Raw genomic sequence first — 16,223 nt, 5'->3', positions numbered from 1 at the left:
TCCCTTGCCAATGCACCGCATCATCAAACCTCCATCGCCGGGCCAGAGCTCACGCGGAACAGCTTGGTCACAAGCCGCCATTCATCACCGACGCGAAAGAAACCAAGCTGATCGGTGTAGACCCGTGGCGGCACCGTCACGTTCAGCTTCACTTGCGCAATGTTCCCATCGACATCGACCGACAGCACCTCAAAAACCGGCTCACCGGGAAATGCCGCCCGCGCCCCTACCCGAGCGGTAAAAGCTGCCTTATCAATCGCCTGCGCAATGTCATTTTTGCCGACCCAATGCATCAAAAACCGCGCATCGCACAAAGCCTCAAGCGCAGCCCCGTCACAAAAATGCAAGGCCGCGCAATACCGCTGGACGGCGTCGTTCAGGCCAGTGTCCAAGGTCATACCATCCATCATGCGACGCCTCTTTCCATGTTCCTGCTCCACGCCTCTGGCAAAGCCGGAAACATCGCGGCAACGTATTCATATTGTGGCCGCAACCAAAGCAAAGCCCGCGCCCGCAGCGCCTCTGGCAAAGCCATCGCCTTGCCCTCATGTACCCGGCGATCCAGATCAGCCGGCATGGGCGTCAGCCCCAGATGCGCCGACAGCCGCGCAATCCCCGGCAAGCTGGTGCGGAAATGACATTCTGGATGCGCAAACAAGTGATCGTAAAGCCAAGATGTCCCCGCTTTCGTCGCCCCCACGCAAAACAGCAATGTCGGTTGCTTGCTCACCAGTTCAAGCCTTCTTCTCATCACCCGGCAGGATGTATTTTGCACCCTCCCACGGAGACATGAAATCAAACTGACGGTATTCCTGCACCAGATTGACCGGCTCATACACAACCCGCTTTTGCGCTTCATCATAGCGCACTTCGGTATAGCCAGTGGTCGGGAAGTCCTTGCGCAACGGATAGCCGCGAAAGCCGTAATCCGTCAAAATCCGCCGCAGATCCGGGTGGCCCGAGAACAAAATCCCGAACATGTCGAACACTTCGCGCTCAAACCAATTCGCCGACGGATGCACGAGGTGGATCGACGGCACCATATCTTCTTCGCCAATCGCCACCTTCAGCCGGATGCGGCTGTTGGTATACATCGACAGAAAATGGTAAATCATGTCGAACCGTTCCACCCGCTCGGGGTGATCGACCGCCGTTATATCGACCAGCGAAGAAAACTTGCACAGCGGATCAACCGTCAGAAACTCGATGAACGACACCAGTTGATCCAAACCAACGGTCACATTCATTTCGCCAAACGCCAGTTCCGTCCCGAGCACCGCATCCGGGCGCGTCCGTGTCAGATAGGCGGCGAGTTCAACCAAATCAGCCATATCGCCCCCCTATCGCACAAGTGTGCCAGTGCGGCGGATTTTCCGCTGCAACTGCAAAATGCCATATAGCAAAGCCTCAGCTGTCGGAGGACACCCCGGCACGTAAATATCGACCGGAACGATCCGGTCACAGCCACGCACCACCGAATAAGAATAGTGGTAATAGCCGCCGCCATTGGCACATGATCCCATCGAGATCACATAACGCGGCTCTGGCATCTGGTCATAAACTTTGCGCAAAGCCGGAGCCATCTTGTTGGTCAGCGTGCCCGCCACGATCATCAAATCCGACTGACGTGGGCTAGCCCGCGGTGCCGTGCCAAACCGCTCCAGATCATAACGCGGCATTGACGTGTGCATCATCTCAATCGCGCAGCAGGCCAGACCGAAGGTCATCCAGTGCAGCGAGCCATTGCGCGCCCAGTTGATGACGTCTTCCGTCGTGGTCAGCAAGAAACCCTTATCCTGCAACTCGCGGTTCAAAGCTTGGGTTGCAGTGTCGCCGTCCGGCACCGAATTATTCGCGCCCCTTTGAACTCCGGGATCTACTACGCCCATTCCAGTGCTCCTTTTTTCCACTCATAGGCAAAGCCCACGGTCAGCACGCCGAGAAACACCATCATAGACCAGAACCCGACCATCGAAATCTGCCCAAACGCCACAGCCCATGGGAACAGAAAGGCGACCTCCAGATCGAAGATGATGAAAAGGATCGAGACCAGATAAAACCGCACGTCAAACTTCATCCGCGCATCGTCAAAGGCGTTGAAGCCGCACTCGTAAGCCGAGACTTTTTCGGGGTCCGGATTGCGCACCGCGATCAGCGCCGCAGCCAGGATCAGCACGATGCCAAGCCCAAGAGCAATCGCAAGCAGGATGAGGATCGGCATATACTCACGAAGAAGATGGTCCACGCGAAGCGCTCCTTCAGCTGGTAAACCGCGTCGCAAGCGCTTTGGCCCACGTCGCTCTTGGCCCACCGTTTACTCCGCCCCCTTAGCAGGGTCAACCAAAGCCAGCGTGAAAAGATGCCGCTACACCCCGCTAAGTCGTTGGATTTGGCGGGTTAATTAATGAGTATTTTACTAAGGAATTACTGATTCTCTCGGCATCTTGTGCAGATGCAGCATAACGCCCATCTAAAGCGTGTTGCGTTCGAATGGATTCTCGCAGTCACTCTGCCCCTGAGGCAGCGATTGCACTTGCAAACGCGTACGGGGGCAGAGTGAATTCGAATAACGCAACACGCTCTAACAGGCAGAAATTGCAAGAAAGTCTCACCATGCACCTCACAGCTCGCCTGATCGCCATCCTGGCCTTCGCCTTGACGCCCTTCATCGCTCAGTCCGAGGAAATCGGTCGCGTCGGCGTCGATTGGGTGGGCAATGACATCATCGTTGAGGCAATTCCCGATCCAAAGGTAAAGGGCGTCACCTGCCACATCAGTTACTTTGATCGCTCCATGTGGGACAGGCTCTCAAAGGGAAACTGGTTCGAAGACCCCTCAAACGCCTCGATCGCCTGCCGCCAAACCGGCCCTATTACCATCGGCGACATAGACAGCTCCGAGTCTGGCGAGAACGTGTTCAGTGAAGGCCGTTCGCTGGTGTTTAAATCCCTCAACGTCACCCGCATTTTCGATCAGAAAAATCAGGTGCTGGTCTACCTCACCCACGCCACCGAACTCAGCGACGGTTCGGCGAAAATGTCGATCTCCACGGTGCCGCTGTATAATCCCGCAGCCGTAAAACCCTAGGATCTATCTTGAACGTTTCAATCTCTTTATAATATCCCACGGTGCTCCGGGGTGCGAGATTTCCCGGCTAGGCGAGACCAGCACGCCTCACTGAATAACCGGCAACACCACGGCCTCAGGCTCGGGCCCCTGCCCCACGACCAAAGCCTCCGCTCGAATGATCCGCGCGATCTGCGCACAATCTTCCACCGAGAACGTCAAAGGCACCCGCATATCCACCAGCCCCGCCAGAATCCGATCGGTCTGCGGCAATGATTGCGGCTCAGCATAGCCCCAATGCTGATAGCGGGAGGTAAACGCCACCGGATCAGCCGCCCCAAACCATTTCAACTCCACCCCACGCGCCAACACCCGGCCCAGCAAAGCCCCCACCCGCGCCGACGACCATCCCGGCAGCAGAAACTGGAACGACGACCCGACATAAGTCTCCTCGACAGGACGCTCCACCAACCGCAACCCCGGCACCCCACGCAAGCCCGCCTCTAACGCCCGATACCGCTCGCCCCACCGCGCCACGCGGTCCGCCAACAACCCCAGCTGCGGCCGCAAAATCGCCGCCCGCAGATTATCCATCCGGCCCGACACGTTCGGCACCTGCATCCGAACCGCCTCAAACGCCGCCGCATCAGGTGCCGCCCGATGCCGCCCATAAAGCATGTATGACCCCGACAGCAGCACCGCGCGGGCCATCACCTCCGCGTCGTCCGAGATCAAAAACCCGCCCTCGCCCGAATTGATATGCTTATAGGTCTGCATCGAATAACACCCGATCAGCCCCGACCGCCCCGAGGCCACGCCCTTCCAAGCCGCCCCCATCGTATGCGCACAATCCTCGATGATCATCACGCCGAGGCGATCACACAGCGCCACCAACGCCTCCATATCGCACAAATGCCCGCGCATATGGCTTAACATCAGCACCTTAGCGCCCGAAGAAATCGCCTTCGCTTCCAGATCACCAAAGTCCAAAACCAACTGTTCTGTCACCTCAACAAACACCGGACGCGCGCCGACGCTGGCAATCGCCCCAGGCACAGGCGCCAGCGTAAAAGCGTTGGTCAGCACCGCATCGCCCGCCACAACCCCCACCGCCCGCAAAGCGCAGCCCAAAGCATAGCCACCCGACGCCACCGCAAGGCAAAACTTCGCCCCCATCAGCGCGGCAAACTCCTCTTCCAGCAATGCCGCCTCAGCGACCTCGCCCGGTGCAGTATTATAACGGTGCAGCCGCCCATGCCGCAGCACGGCTATCGCGGCTTCAATCCCAGCCTCGGGGATCGGCTCTTGCTGGGTAAAGCTGCCACGAAAAACTTCCTCGATCACGGCATAGTCTCCTCAACAGCGCAATGCACGCAAAGCAGCGCGATCAGCGCCATACCGCGCGCCCCGCGTCAGTAAACACGTGATTACACTATCGCATGGCAGGACGGCGGCATTTCATCCGCGCAACCTAAAGCCCGGTCGATACACTGTCAAACAGCCGACAAATGCCGAACGGAGCATTTGCCAACCAACCAAAGCCGTCCGCTTGAATGAAGCCGTTAAGCCCTTCGCGTGCCGATAAACACGATCACCGCGAACAATACCAGCGAAACCGCCGTGAGCGTAGAGCCGAGCATCAACGGCACCTCGCCCCAGGTCTGGCCGGACATCTCTGAATAAAGCCCAACAATAAACCCGACGATCCCGACCACTGACAACAGATAATGCGCGCCGCTCAGCCGCGATGAGATCTGCGGGTTGGCATTGTAAAACAACCCCGCCAAGAACATCCATACGCCGCCAATCAGGTTAAGATGCGCATGGGTCGGCGTCTGGCTAAAATCCTGCGAAATGCCCATTTTCATGCCAAGCACCACGCCAATACTCAGAAAAACCATACTCGTCCGCAAAAATATGTTGCCGTTCATAAAATTCCCCCTAGAACAAATTTTCAATATATCAAGATAACCAATCGCATTTTTTTTCGCAAGTACCCGCTATGCAGGTTCTCCAGCACATATCAGCCAAGAAACCGAGCGGCCAGCCCGGGCAAATCCTCATAACGATCAAGCAATGCCTCGGGAGAAAGCCGCGCCACGCCCGCGCCCTCCGGCCCAAACGTCACCAAAGCTACCGGCACTCCGACAGCCCGCCCGGTCAACCGATCCGTTTCGGTATCGCCAATCAACATGGATTGCCCGACAGCACCGCCAACCCGCCGCACCACCTCGACATAAGGTGCGGGATCGGGCTTGCGCACCGTCAAAGTATCCGCACCAACGAGTGCGCCAAACAAATGCGAAACCCCCAACCGCCGCACCAACTCCAACGCCAAAGCCTCCGGCTTATTGGTGCAGATCGCCGTGCGATACCCATCCATGCGCAAAGCCTCTACCGCAGCGACTGCACCGGGATACATCCGCGTATGCACCGCAATCGCATCGGCGTAAGCCCGCAACAGCCGAGGATACTCGCGCGAAATGTCATCCTCGCCGTACCCCACGCCCAACCGATCAAACCCCACCCGCAACATCGCCCGCCCACCATGGAAAGCCGTCAATACATCGCGGCTATCCAGCACCACGCCATGCCCCAATTGCTCAAAGCAGGCATTCGCTGCAGCCAGCAAATCGGCACTGGTATCCGCCAGCGTGCCATCCAGATCAAAGACAACCGTTTTCATTATGTAACCTTGCGTGAAGAACCACCCCTTGCGGCCCCACGGTTCCGGGGTAAAACGGGCAACAACGAAAAGAAAGAGGCGACATGGCAGTTTCATTCATCATTCTCGCGGCAGGCATGGGAAGCCGGATGAACTCCGACACGCCCAAGGTGCTGCACCACGTCGGCGCTGCGCCGCTTCTGCACCACGCCTTGACAGCCGCCCGCGCGCTAGAACCGTCTCGCATCGTCGTCGTCACTGGCCACGAAGCCGCACAAGTCGCCAAATCTGCCGAAGCCTTTGATCCGTCAGTTGAATGTGTGCTGCAAGAACCGCAACTCGGCACCGCCCATGCCGTCGATATGGCAGCGCCTTTGCTGGCCGATTTTGCGGGCGACGTCATCGTGCTATATGGCGACACGCCGTTCATTCGCCCCGAAACACTGCAAGCGATGCGAGATGCCCGGGCGCATCATTCGGTCGTGGTGCTGGGTTTCGAAGCGAAAGATCCCGGACGCTATGGTCGCTTGGTCGTAAGCGGCGACGATCTGGAACGCATTGTCGAATACAAAGATTCAACGGATGAAGAACGCCTCATAACCCTTTGTAATTCTGGAGTTCTTTGCGCCTCTGCCAAACTGATATTCGAGCTGATTTCAAAAGTCGAGAACGACAACGAAGCCCAGGAATACTACCTGACCGATCTGCCAGCCCTAGCGCGCGCTCAAGGTCTGTCTGCAGGCGTCGTCACCTGCGACGAGTCTGAAACCTTAGGCGTCAACACGCGGCAACAACTGGCCGAGGCGGAAGCTGCCTTTCAGTCGCGCGCCCGCAGCGATGCCTTGGAAAATGGCGTCACCCTCACCGCACCCGAAACCGTGTTCTTCGCGCTCGACACCCACATTGGCCGCGACGCGATCATCGGCCCGAACGTAATTTTCGGCACCGCCGTCACCATCGAATCCGGTGCCGAGATCAAAGGCTTTTGCCACCTCGAAGGCTGTCACGTCAGCCGGGGTGCCACCGTCGGCCCCTTCGCCCGCTTAAGACCCGGAGCCGAGCTCGCCGAAGATGTCCACGTCGGCAACTTCGTCGAGATCAAAAACGCCATCCTTGATGAAGGCGTGAAAGTCGGCCACCTCACCTATATCGGCGACGCTGACATCGGCGAATTTACCAACATCGGCGCAGGCACTGTCACCTGCAACTACGACGGCGTGATGAAACACCGCACCAAAATCGGCAAACGCGCCTTCATCGGCTCCTCCACCATGCTGGTCGCCCCCGTCATCGTCGGCAACGACGCCCTCACCGCCTCAGGCTCGGTGATCACCGAAAACGTCCCCGACGAAGCCCTCGCCTTGGGCCGCGCCGAACAGGTCAACAAACCCGGCCTCGCCACTAAGCTAATGGCCCGCCTCAAATCCATCAAAGCCGCGAAAGGAAGCTCATAAATGTGTGGAATCGTTGGCGTTCTCGGAAACAACGAAGTAGCCCCACTGCTGGTCGAATGTCTCAAACGCCTCGAATATCGCGGCTATGACAGCGCGGGCATCGCCACCGTCAACAAAGGCACTCTTGATCGCCGCCGCGCGGTCGGTAAGCTGGTCAACCTGTCAGACCTGCTCGTCCACGACCCGCTCGCAGGCAAAGCTGGCATCGGCCACACCCGCTGGGCCACGCATGGTGCCGCCACCACCACCAACGCCCACCCGCACCGCTCCGGCCCCGTCGCCGTCGTCCACAACGGCATCATCGAAAACTTTCGTGAACTCCGCGCCGAACTGGCTGAAGCTGGCCTGACCCCGGAATCCCAGACCGATACCGAGACCGTCGCCCAACTCGCACATCTGTACATCACGCGCGGCGCCACCCCCACCGAGGCCGCCCGTCAAACCCTGAGACGCTTGCACGGTGCCTTCGCTTTGTGCTTTCTGTTTGACGGCGAAGATGACCTGCTGATCGCCGCCCGCAAAGGCTCCCCCCTCGCCATCGGTCACGGCGATGGCGAGATGTTCGTGGGGTCCGACGCTATCGCCCTCGCGCCAATGACCGACCGTATCACCTATCTAGAGGAAGGTGACTACGCGATCATCACCCGCCAAGGTGCTGTAATCTATGACGAACGAGACCGCCTCGCCAACCGCGCCGAGACCCGGATTCAAGTCGATGCGACCCGGATCGAGAAGGTCGGCTACAAGCATTTCATGGCGAAAGAAATCGCCGAACAACCCGTCGTGATCGCCGATGCCCTGCGCCGCTACGTCCAAAACGGCACCCTACAACTCCCCGCCGAGGTCGATTTCACCGGAGTTGATCGCCTCACCATGGTCGCTTGCGGCACCGGAGCCTACGCCTGCCAGATCGCAAAATACTGGTTCGAGCAAATCGCGGGCCTACCCTGCGACGTCGATATCGCGTCGGAATTCCGCTACCGCGAACCGCCGCTTTCGCCAACCTCATGGGCGATGTTTGTCAGCCAATCCGGTGAAACCGCTGACACCCTCGCAGCCCTGCGCTACACCCAGGAAAAGGTCGCAAAGATCATCGGCGTGGTCAACGTGCCGACCTCCTCCATCGCCCGAGAATCCGATCTGGCGCTGCCAATCATGGCAGGCATCGAAGTCGGCGTGGCCTCGACCAAAGCCTTCACCTGCCAGCTCACCACCCTCGCCCTGCTGGCGCTGAAAGCCGCGCAAGACCGTGGCCGCCTTACCCCCGAAACCCTCACTAAACACCTGAACGACCTCGCCGCTCTGCCCGGTCTGATGAACCACGCGCTCGCCCTAAGCACCGCCATCGCCGCCATCGCCGAGGAACTCGCCGAGGCGCAAGACGTCCTTTTCTTGGGCCGAGGTGCGATGTTCCCTCTCGCCCTCGAAGGTGCGCTAAAACTGAAAGAAATCAGCTACATCCACGCCGAAGGTTATGCATCAGGTGAACTGAAACACGGCCCCATCGCGCTGATTTCCCCGCAAGTCCCGGTGATCGTTCTAGCCCCGCGTGACCAGCTGTTCGAGAAAACCGTCTCGAACATGCAGGAAGTCATGGCCCGCCACGGCAAAGTCCTGTTGATCTCCGACGCGCAAGGCGTCAAAGAGGCTGGCATGGACTGCTGGAAAACCATCACGATGCCCGAGGTTTCCGATACCTTCGCCCCGATCCTCTATGCCATCCCGGCGCAGCTTCTGGCCTACCACACCGCCATCGCCAAAGGCACCGACGTTGACCAACCCCGCAACCTAGCCAAATCGGTAACCGTCGAATGATCGCCACAGCCCTGTCGCAACTCAACGCCCTCACCGACCCGCAAAAAGCCATTGAGGCGCTGGCCTATCACAAGACCGAACGCCCCTATCTCGGCCTGAAAGTTCCACAAATCGAGGAACTCACCGACGCCTGGCGCGCCGAACTTACCCTCGACGACCGCATCCAACTTGCCGCTGACCTTTGGGACAGCAATATCCACGACGCTCGCATCGCCGCCTCCAAACTGCTGACCCAAGCCCGCATCAAACCCGACGATGCCGCGTGGGATCTGATCTGCCAATGGGTGCCGCAATTTGACGCTTGGGCCATCGCCGACACCGCCAGCGTCGCCGCCCAAAAGCGCATCACTGCCGACCCCACGCGCATTGAAACGGTTGAAACGTGGATCACTTCCGAGAATATGTGGACCCGCCGCGCCGCCTTGGTCGCGACCCTGCCCTTTACCAAGCAGAATTTCCCGAAACCGTTTGAGCTGGATATCCGCGACCGCGTGCTCGGCTGGGCGTCGGTCTATATCGACGACAAGGATTGGTTCATCCAAAAAGCCGTCGCCTGGTGGCTGCGCGATCTCTCCAAACACGACCCCGCCCGCACCGCCGATTTTCTGAATGAACACGGCGAGCGGATGAAAACCTTCGCCCGCAAAGAAGCCGCTCAATATCTTGGTTGACCCGACATCTTGGTTAACCCAATATCTTGGTTAACCCGACGTCTGGGCTAACCCAACGTCTCGTTAAACCGACGCCACGGCAACCCCTCGGCCGATCCGCTTCGCCTTAACGTGACCCACTTAGGTCATCCTCTCTGCAAAAATATCCTCAGGGGTGAGGCCAAAGGCCGAGGGGCAGAATGCCCCCGACGCCTTACTGCGCGAAAATCGTCACTTCCGGCAAATCCGTCAGCCCCAGCCCCAGCGCCCGGAACGCCGCCAGCGACAACGATGCAGCCCCACTTCCCGGCAGCAAATCCACCGCCACCGAAGCGCCGCTTTCCGTCACCACGCGCCCCTTGCCCTTGGCAACCACCAGCGGCGATTTCACCCACAGCCCCTGCTCGGCAGGGCTACCCAAAGCGACAACCGCAGCCCCCAAAGCGCGTTCACCGCCCGTAGGTTTCGCCGCCGCCGCCGCCGCACGCTCTGCCGCAGTGGTCTTGTCCAGCGCCGCCGCCGACTTACCAGCGCCGATCACCGGACGCCCCGGAGGCGCCACCGATGCAGCCGCTTCTGGCGCGTCGTTTTGTTTCATCGTGCTGCAGCCCGCAAGCCCCAGCGCAACACTCATCAGGATCATGTTCATGCGCATCATGCGCTCACAATACCGTGCCGCGCCCCTGCTCGCAACCGTTGCATTGCACCTTGTCCCGCCCCACGCCGGCGCTTACTTTAACCCCATGTCAGAGATGCCCCTCATCGACCCGTTCGCCCGCGCAATTTCGTATCTGCGCGTCTCGGTCACCGACCGCTGCGATTTCCGCTGCGCCTATTGTATGACCGAACACATGACCTTCCTGCCGAAGGCCGAGCTGCTGACGCTGGAAGAACTTGACCGCTTGTGCAGCAATTTCATCGCCTTAGGTGTCGAGAAACTCCGCATAACGGGTGGTGAACCGCTGGTGCGCAAAGGCATCATCACGCTCTTTGAGGCAATGTCGCGCCACCTGCAATCCGGCGCGCTCAAAGAGCTCACCCTCACCACCAACGGCAGCCAGTTGCGCAAATACGCAAACGAACTCGCCGCCTGCGGTGTCAAACGCATCAATGTCTCACTCGACACGCTGGATGAAAAGAAATTTGCCGAAATCACCCGCTGGGGTCGCCTATCGCAAGTGCTGGATGGCATTGAGGCCGCCAAAGAAGCTGGCCTGAAAGTCAAGATCAACACAGTCGCGCTGAAAGGCTTCAACGAGGATGAACTTTTCCGTCTAACCGATTGGTGTGCATCAGAAAATCACGATCTGACCTTCATCGAAGTCATGCCAATGGGCGACATGGGCGAGGCGCAACGCATCGACCAATACTGGCCCCTGCGTGACCTGCGCGCCAAACTCGCCACCCGCTACACCCTAGAAGACCTCCCCGACCAAACCGGCGGCCCGGCCCGCTATGTCCGCCTGATGGAATCCGGCCAACGCGTAGGCTTCATTACCCCGCTCACCCATAATTTCTGCGAAAGCTGCAACCGCGTCCGCCTCACCTGCACCGGAGAACTCTACATGTGCCTCGGCCAAGAAGACATGGCCGACCTGCGCGCCCCCCTCCGCGCCAGCCCCGACGACACGAGCCTGCGTCAAGCCATCCGCCGCGCCATCAGCCACAAACCCAAAGGCCACGATTTCGACTACACAAGGCAAGCGGTAAAAGGCCAAATGACAAGACATATGAGCCATACGGGCGGCTGAGGCAGCACCTCATATCGCTGACAACGCCACCGACCTCGTTTCGCAAGGCGCAAGGCTGAGGCAGCACCTCAGATCGTAGACACCGCCATCTGCACAGAACAAGCACTCAACGGTTCGACAACGACTTAGGGGGCATCCCAGAAGCGTTTCACATTGGCGAAAATACTTCCGCTGGAGGCTCCGCCGCATTCGCTCCCACAGCACAAAAGCTGCACGTCCTTCGGCTGGCAAGAGGGCAATGCGAGGGCACAGTGCAGAACATTTTGCCCAATCACTAAGACCGTCCTATCCATACCATGCGCTTGAGGCTCCGCCGCATCACTGGCTCCAGCAGCGCAAAGCTGTATTTCATTCGGCGCGCCGTCAGCGGTGGGATGAGGCAGCAGTCCAGACATTTTCAAAGTCACGCCCGGCCGACGAGCGCCCTATCCGTATCATCCTCCGAACGTTACCCCGCGCGCATCTCCCACAACCGCCCCAACCATCCCCGCTTGCGCACCCCATACCGCAGGCCATGCGAGGCCGACCCGCCCTTCGCATCAATCCCGCTCCAAACCTCACCCCATGCAAACCGCGCCGCCCCACGTCCTGCGGCCAACCCGACCTGCTCGCGCAAAACGCCGCGCACAAACGTCACCTCCCGCACCATTGCCTCCCCGGTCGGCCATCCGTCAGCCTCCCCGAACAGCATCACAGCCCAAGACGCCTCGCAAAACCGCCCCTCGAAAAACGCCAGCGCCAGCACCGCAGCAGCGCCTCCAAACGTCAGCCCCTCCACATGAAGCCAAACGTAGCCGTTCCCCATATCTCGCCGCTGCCCAATCACACCCCGAACCGCGCCTTCACCGTCCCCCACCCCCAGCCGCCCGCCGTCAAAACAGATCGCCCCAGTCTCCCGATCAATCCAGAACGCTTGCAACGTCAGTTTTCCCTGCATTTTCGCGTCCCAAACATTCCTGCCGCAGGTTTGGCAAGTCCAACCGCAACCCGCAGTGTTTCGCCAGCCCACTTAAGGCTCAATTCCCGCCCATGCGCTTCAACTGCCCCCCGATGGCGGTGAGGTGGGTGGGTGGGAACCGCCTGAGGGGGGCGGTCTAGGCGCTCGGCATCCGCGCCTCAACCATCCCCGCATACCAGCTACTCCCGAACGGGATCGCGTTATCGTCGAAATTATACGCCGGATGATGCACCATCGCGGTATCGCCGTTGCCGACGAAAATATACGCCCCCGGCCGCTCCATCAGCATGAAGCTAAAATCCTCCGCCCCCATCAAAGGCGCCGTATCCTCATCGACCTGCCCCGACACCGCCCGCGCCACCTCCGCCGCATAGCCGGTATTCTCCACCGCATTCACCGTCACCGGATACCCGCGCGCATAAGCAACCTCAGCCACCGCCCCCAACGCCTGCGCCACGCCCGAAGCAATCTCCTTCACCCGCCCCTCGACATAATCCTGCACACCGAAATCCATCGTTCGCACCGTGCCCTTCATCTTCACCACCTGAGGGATCACATTATGCGCCGTACAATCCGTAGCCACCGTGCAAACCGACACCACCACCTGCTTCAACGGGTCCACCCCCCTCGACGCAATCGTCTGCAAGGCCACGATAATATGCGCCGCCACCACCGTGGTATCAATGCACTGATGAGGCTTGGCGGCATGCCCGCCCTTGCCCGTCACCACAATCTCAAACTGATCCGCAGCCGCCATGATCGCACCCGGACGAATGGCGAAATGCCCCACCGGAATCCCCGGCATATTGTGCATCCCGTAGACTTCCTGAATCCCCCAACGATCCATCATGCCATCAGCGCACATCTCGCGCCCACCGCCGCCGCCTTCTTCCGCAGGCTGGAAAATCAACACCGCCGTTCCGTCAAAATTGCGCGTTTCCGCCAGATACTTCGCCGCCCCTAATAGCATCGAGGTATGCCCATCATGCCCGCAAGCATGCATTTTCCCCGGCACTTTTGAGGCGTAGCTGACCCCAGTCTGCTCAATAATCGGCAACGCATCCATATCCGCGCGAAGCCCGATCACCCGCCCCGCAGTATCGGTTTTCCCCTTAATAACAACCACAACCCCGGTGCGCCCAATCCCCTCGGTCACCTCATCGCAGCCAAATTCGCGGCACAATTCCGCCACCCGCGCCGCCGTGCGATGCACCTCAAATAACAACTCGGGGTTCTGGTGGAAATCCTGCCGCCATCCGGCGATCTCGGGCAGCATCTCGGCAAATCGGTTCTTCACGGGCATGGCAGTTCTCCTTTACGCCATGATTTGAGCAAACGCCCGAGTCCCGCAAGCCTTATCCGCGCGCCTCAACCATCCCGGCAAGCCAAGCCGCGCCAAAGGGTAGCCCCGCATCGTTGAACGCATAGGCCGGATGGTGCAGCAAAGGCCCTTCGCCGTTTCCAACAAACATAAACGCCCCCGGCACGAGGTTCAGAAACTCGCTGAAATCTTCCGATACCATCATCGGCGCGACATCACCATCAACCGCGCCCGACAGTCCCCACGCCACGTCCAACGCATACCCCGCACAGACAGCGTCATTCACCGTCGCAGGCGCATCGCGCAGGTAATCGACCGTTGCCACCCCGCCATGCGCCGCAGCAATCCCCAAAACAACCGCCCGCAAGCGATCCTCCAACAGATCCTGCACCGCCAAATCAAACGAGCGCACCGTCCCAGTCAGCACCACCCGCGCCGGGATCACGCAAGCCCCCGACCCCGCACTCACCACGGTTGAGACCGACAATACCGCAGGCTTCAACGGGTCAACATTGCGCGACACCACCGTCTGCAACGCCACCAACACATGCCCCGCAATCATCACCGGGTCCAACGCCAGATGAGGCTGCGCCGCATGGCCACCCCGCCCGCTGATCTCAATCGAAAACATATCCGCCGCCGCCATAATCGGCCCCGGCCTTGTCGCATAAGCCCCCACCGCCAGCCCCGGCATATTGTGCAGCGCGTAAACCTCATCCAGCGGATAGCGCGTCAGAAACCCCTCGGCAATCATCGCCCGCGCCCCACCGCCCGCCTCCTCGCCGGGTTGAAAAATCAGCACCGCCTGTCCCGCAAACGCCCGCGTCGCTGCCAGATATTTCGCCGCCGCCAGCAACATCGCTGTGTGCCCGTCATGCCCGCAAGCGTGCATCACTCCGGGAGCCTCGCTGGCAAATGCTACCCCAGACGCCTCAGAAATCGGCAAAGCGTCCATATCCGCCCGAAGGCCAATCCGCCGACCCGGTCCCCTACCCTCAATGACAGCCACAACCCCGGTGCCGCTCCACCCCGTCTCAACCACATCGCAACCGAAACTACGTAGCAACTCCACCACCCGCGCGCCCGTCCGATGCTCGGCAAAACTCAACTCAGGATGCGCATGAAAATCGCGCCGCCACGCCACCGCTTCCGGTAAAAACGCCTCAATCGCCGCGAACATTGCGCCTCCTTCAGGAAAACTTCCGCCGCGCATCCAGCGCCAGCCCCGTGCCGACCGAGCCAAGCATATCCCCGGTGGCAATCGCAACTCCCGGCAGCGCCGCCTGCACGCAAGCCCGCAAAATCGGCAGACCCGAGGAACCCCCGGTCATAAACACCGTGCCAATATCCGCCACACCGACGCCCGCCTGCGCCAAAACCGCGCCCAGCCGTTCAGAAATCCGCTCCACCAGCGGCAACACCGCCGCTTCAAATCCCTCACGCTTCAACATCGGGTTCGGCCCGCCGGTCAGCGCCGAAATCTGCAACCGCACAACTTCCTCATCCGAAAGCGCAATCTTCGCCGCCTCCACCGCCATAGCCACCGCATGACCCTGCCGCTCCGAGATTACCTTCATCAACCGATCCAACAACTCAGGCCGATCAATCTCGCGCCGAAACGCCTTCAAATCCGCGAGGCACCGCTGCGTATAAAGCATGTTGATCCGGTGCCACGTCGCCAAATCGAGGAAGTAATGGTTCGGCATCAACCCCTGACCGCCCTTGGTGGTGGCCTTATACCCCAAGTGAGGCATCACCTCGGCCAAACTCAAAAACCGATCAAAATCCGTGCCGCCAACCCTGATCCCATCATTCGCCAGAATATCCGCCGCACGATCCGCCGCTCGCGCCCGTTCCGGCGACACCCGCACAATCGAAAAGTCAGACGTACCGCCGCCAATATCGACGATCAGCACCAGTTCTTCGCGCGCAATGCCCTGCTCATACTGCAACGCCGCCGCAATCGGCTCATACTGAAACGACACCTCGCTAAAGCCCAAACCCTTCGCGATTTCCTCCAGCGCCGTCTGCGCCTTCAAATCCCCCGCCGCGTCGCCATCGACAAAATGCACCGGCCGCCCCAGCACCACCCGATCAGCCCCCGGCGCGTGCTCCCGCAAAACCGCCACCATATGCCGCATGAAACGTGTGAGAACCTCACGAAACGACACCGCCCGCGAGCCTACCGCCGTGCGCTCATCAATCATCCCAGACCCCAGCGTGCTTTTCAGCCCCCGCATAAGCCGACCCTCATCGCCGCGAAGGTAAGCCGCGATTCCCGCCCGACCAAACTCCGGCGCGCCGCCGTCTTGCTCCCAGAACACCGCCGAAGGCAAAGTCACCGCCTGATCTTCCAAAGGGATCAGCCAAGCCCGGTCCTTATCCGCTAGGGAAACCGTCGAGTTCGAGGTGCCAAAGTCGATCCCACAAAACAGCGTCATAGCAGCCCCCACGCGTGCAAAAACGCGGGCTTAGCGACCCAAATGCGGGAAGTAAACCAAGCGCGTGGTCTCGACGACGAAATCGCCCCGCAGCTTTATCTT

The 16,223-nt window shown here is 59.9% G+C and carries 18 protein-coding genes; 5 read left to right on the top strand and 13 right to left on the bottom strand.

Annotated features, from left to right (window positions below; genetic code table 11):
* Positions 1-23: 23 nt before the first annotated feature.
* Genes JWS10_RS02085 through JWS10_RS02065 form a run of 5 tightly spaced genes read right to left on the bottom strand, consistent with a single transcriptional unit; the run spans position 24 to position 2,245 of the window.
* A complete protein-coding gene (locus tag JWS10_RS02085; RefSeq protein ID WP_299504266.1) occupies positions 24-410 on the bottom strand; it encodes a nuclear transport factor 2 family protein in 387 nt (128 codons plus the stop codon).
* The gene (locus JWS10_RS02080; protein WP_299504265.1) at positions 407-730 is read right to left on the bottom strand and encodes a hypothetical protein; all 324 of its coding nucleotides are present in this window, start codon (positions 728-730) and stop codon (positions 407-409) included. The genes JWS10_RS02085 and JWS10_RS02080 overlap by 4 nt, the downstream gene beginning before the upstream one ends.
* Before the next feature lie 4 nt (positions 731-734).
* Entirely contained in the window at positions 735-1,331 is a 597-nt protein-coding gene (locus JWS10_RS02075) for an NADH-quinone oxidoreductase subunit C (protein WP_299504264.1), read from the bottom strand.
* A 9-nt stretch (positions 1,332-1,340) separates the two neighbouring features.
* Positions 1,341-1,889, bottom strand: a complete 549-nt coding sequence (locus JWS10_RS02070; RefSeq protein WP_299480597.1) for an NADH-quinone oxidoreductase subunit B family protein — start codon at positions 1,887-1,889, stop codon at positions 1,341-1,343.
* Entirely contained in the window at positions 1,880-2,245 is a 366-nt protein-coding gene (locus tag JWS10_RS02065; protein ID WP_299480600.1) for an NADH-quinone oxidoreductase subunit A, read from the bottom strand. The genes JWS10_RS02070 and JWS10_RS02065 overlap by 10 nt, the downstream gene beginning before the upstream one ends.
* A 368-nt stretch (positions 2,246-2,613) precedes the next feature.
* On the opposite strand from JWS10_RS02065, the gene JWS10_RS02060 reads away from it, so the two are divergent.
* The gene (locus JWS10_RS02060; protein WP_299504262.1) at positions 2,614-3,087 is read left to right on the top strand and encodes a CreA family protein; all 474 of its coding nucleotides are present in this window, start codon (positions 2,614-2,616) and stop codon (positions 3,085-3,087) included.
* A gap of 87 nt (positions 3,088-3,174) precedes the next feature.
* Here JWS10_RS02060 and JWS10_RS02055 read toward each other — a convergent pair whose 3' ends face one another.
* The 3 genes from JWS10_RS02055 to JWS10_RS02045 all read right to left on the bottom strand — a co-directional run bounded on the left by JWS10_RS02055 (position 3,175) and on the right by JWS10_RS02045 (position 5,752).
* On the bottom strand, positions 3,175-4,407 hold the full coding sequence (locus JWS10_RS02055; protein ID WP_299504317.1) for an aminotransferase class I/II-fold pyridoxal phosphate-dependent enzyme: 1,233 nt from the start codon (positions 4,405-4,407) through the stop codon (positions 3,175-3,177).
* A 221-nt stretch (positions 4,408-4,628) separates the two neighbouring features.
* Complete coding sequence (locus tag JWS10_RS02050) at positions 4,629-4,967, bottom strand: hypothetical protein (RefSeq protein WP_299504259.1); 339 nt, start codon at positions 4,965-4,967, stop codon at positions 4,629-4,631.
* 122 nt (positions 4,968-5,089) lie between these two features.
* A complete protein-coding gene (locus JWS10_RS02045) occupies positions 5,090-5,752 on the bottom strand; it encodes an HAD hydrolase-like protein (RefSeq protein ID WP_299504257.1) in 663 nt (220 codons plus the stop codon).
* A gap of 83 nt (positions 5,753-5,835) precedes the next feature.
* Between JWS10_RS02045 and glmU the strand changes: the two genes are divergently transcribed.
* From glmU to JWS10_RS02030, 3 genes are read left to right on the top strand one after another with little or no spacing between them, the layout of a single operon-like run.
* Complete coding sequence (glmU, locus tag JWS10_RS02040; protein ID WP_299504255.1) at positions 5,836-7,185, top strand: bifunctional UDP-N-acetylglucosamine diphosphorylase/glucosamine-1-phosphate N-acetyltransferase GlmU; 1,350 nt, start codon at positions 5,836-5,838, stop codon at positions 7,183-7,185.
* Positions 7,186-9,000: a glutamine--fructose-6-phosphate transaminase (isomerizing) gene (glmS, locus tag JWS10_RS02035; protein ID WP_299504253.1), complete on the top strand. Its 1,815-nt coding sequence runs from the start codon at positions 7,186-7,188 to the stop codon at positions 8,998-9,000.
* A complete protein-coding gene (locus JWS10_RS02030) occupies positions 8,997-9,671 on the top strand; it encodes a DNA alkylation repair protein (RefSeq protein WP_299504250.1) in 675 nt (224 codons plus the stop codon). Before glmS ends, JWS10_RS02030 begins: the two co-directional genes overlap by 4 nt.
* A 193-nt stretch (positions 9,672-9,864) precedes the next feature.
* Here JWS10_RS02030 and JWS10_RS02025 read toward each other — a convergent pair whose 3' ends face one another.
* On the bottom strand, positions 9,865-10,305 hold the full coding sequence (locus JWS10_RS02025; RefSeq protein WP_299504248.1) for a hypothetical protein: 441 nt from the start codon (positions 10,303-10,305) through the stop codon (positions 9,865-9,867).
* 88 nt (positions 10,306-10,393) lie between these two features.
* Between JWS10_RS02025 and moaA the strand changes: the two genes are divergently transcribed.
* Entirely contained in the window at positions 10,394-11,401 is a 1,008-nt protein-coding gene (gene moaA, locus JWS10_RS02020; RefSeq protein WP_299504316.1) for a GTP 3',8-cyclase MoaA, read from the top strand.
* 448 nt (positions 11,402-11,849) lie between these two features.
* Here the strand turns inward: moaA and JWS10_RS02015 are convergent, their stop codons facing one another.
* The 4 genes from JWS10_RS02015 to JWS10_RS02000 form a co-directional block, all read right to left on the bottom strand.
* Positions 11,850-12,338: a hypothetical protein gene (locus JWS10_RS02015; protein WP_299504246.1), complete on the bottom strand. Its 489-nt coding sequence runs from the start codon at positions 12,336-12,338 to the stop codon at positions 11,850-11,852.
* Positions 12,339-12,495: 157 nt separating this feature from the next.
* Positions 12,496-13,662, bottom strand: coding sequence for a M20 aminoacylase family protein (locus tag JWS10_RS02010; RefSeq protein ID WP_299504244.1), 1,167 nt, complete (start codon positions 13,660-13,662; stop codon positions 12,496-12,498).
* 52 nt (positions 13,663-13,714) lie between these two features.
* Positions 13,715-14,860: an amidohydrolase gene (locus tag JWS10_RS02005; RefSeq protein ID WP_299504242.1), complete on the bottom strand. Its 1,146-nt coding sequence runs from the start codon at positions 14,858-14,860 to the stop codon at positions 13,715-13,717.
* 10 nt (positions 14,861-14,870) lie between these two features.
* The gene (locus JWS10_RS02000; RefSeq protein WP_299504240.1) at positions 14,871-16,121 is read right to left on the bottom strand and encodes an Hsp70 family protein; all 1,251 of its coding nucleotides are present in this window, start codon (positions 16,119-16,121) and stop codon (positions 14,871-14,873) included.
* Positions 16,122-16,223: the final 102 nt, after the last annotated feature.

Origin of the sequence: Cypionkella sp. (assembly GCF_028290025.1) — a bacterium.
In the GTDB taxonomy this organism is placed as follows: Bacteria; Pseudomonadota; Alphaproteobacteria; order Rhodobacterales; family Rhodobacteraceae; genus Cypionkella.
This window is presented reverse-complemented; position numbering and strand designations above follow the sequence as displayed.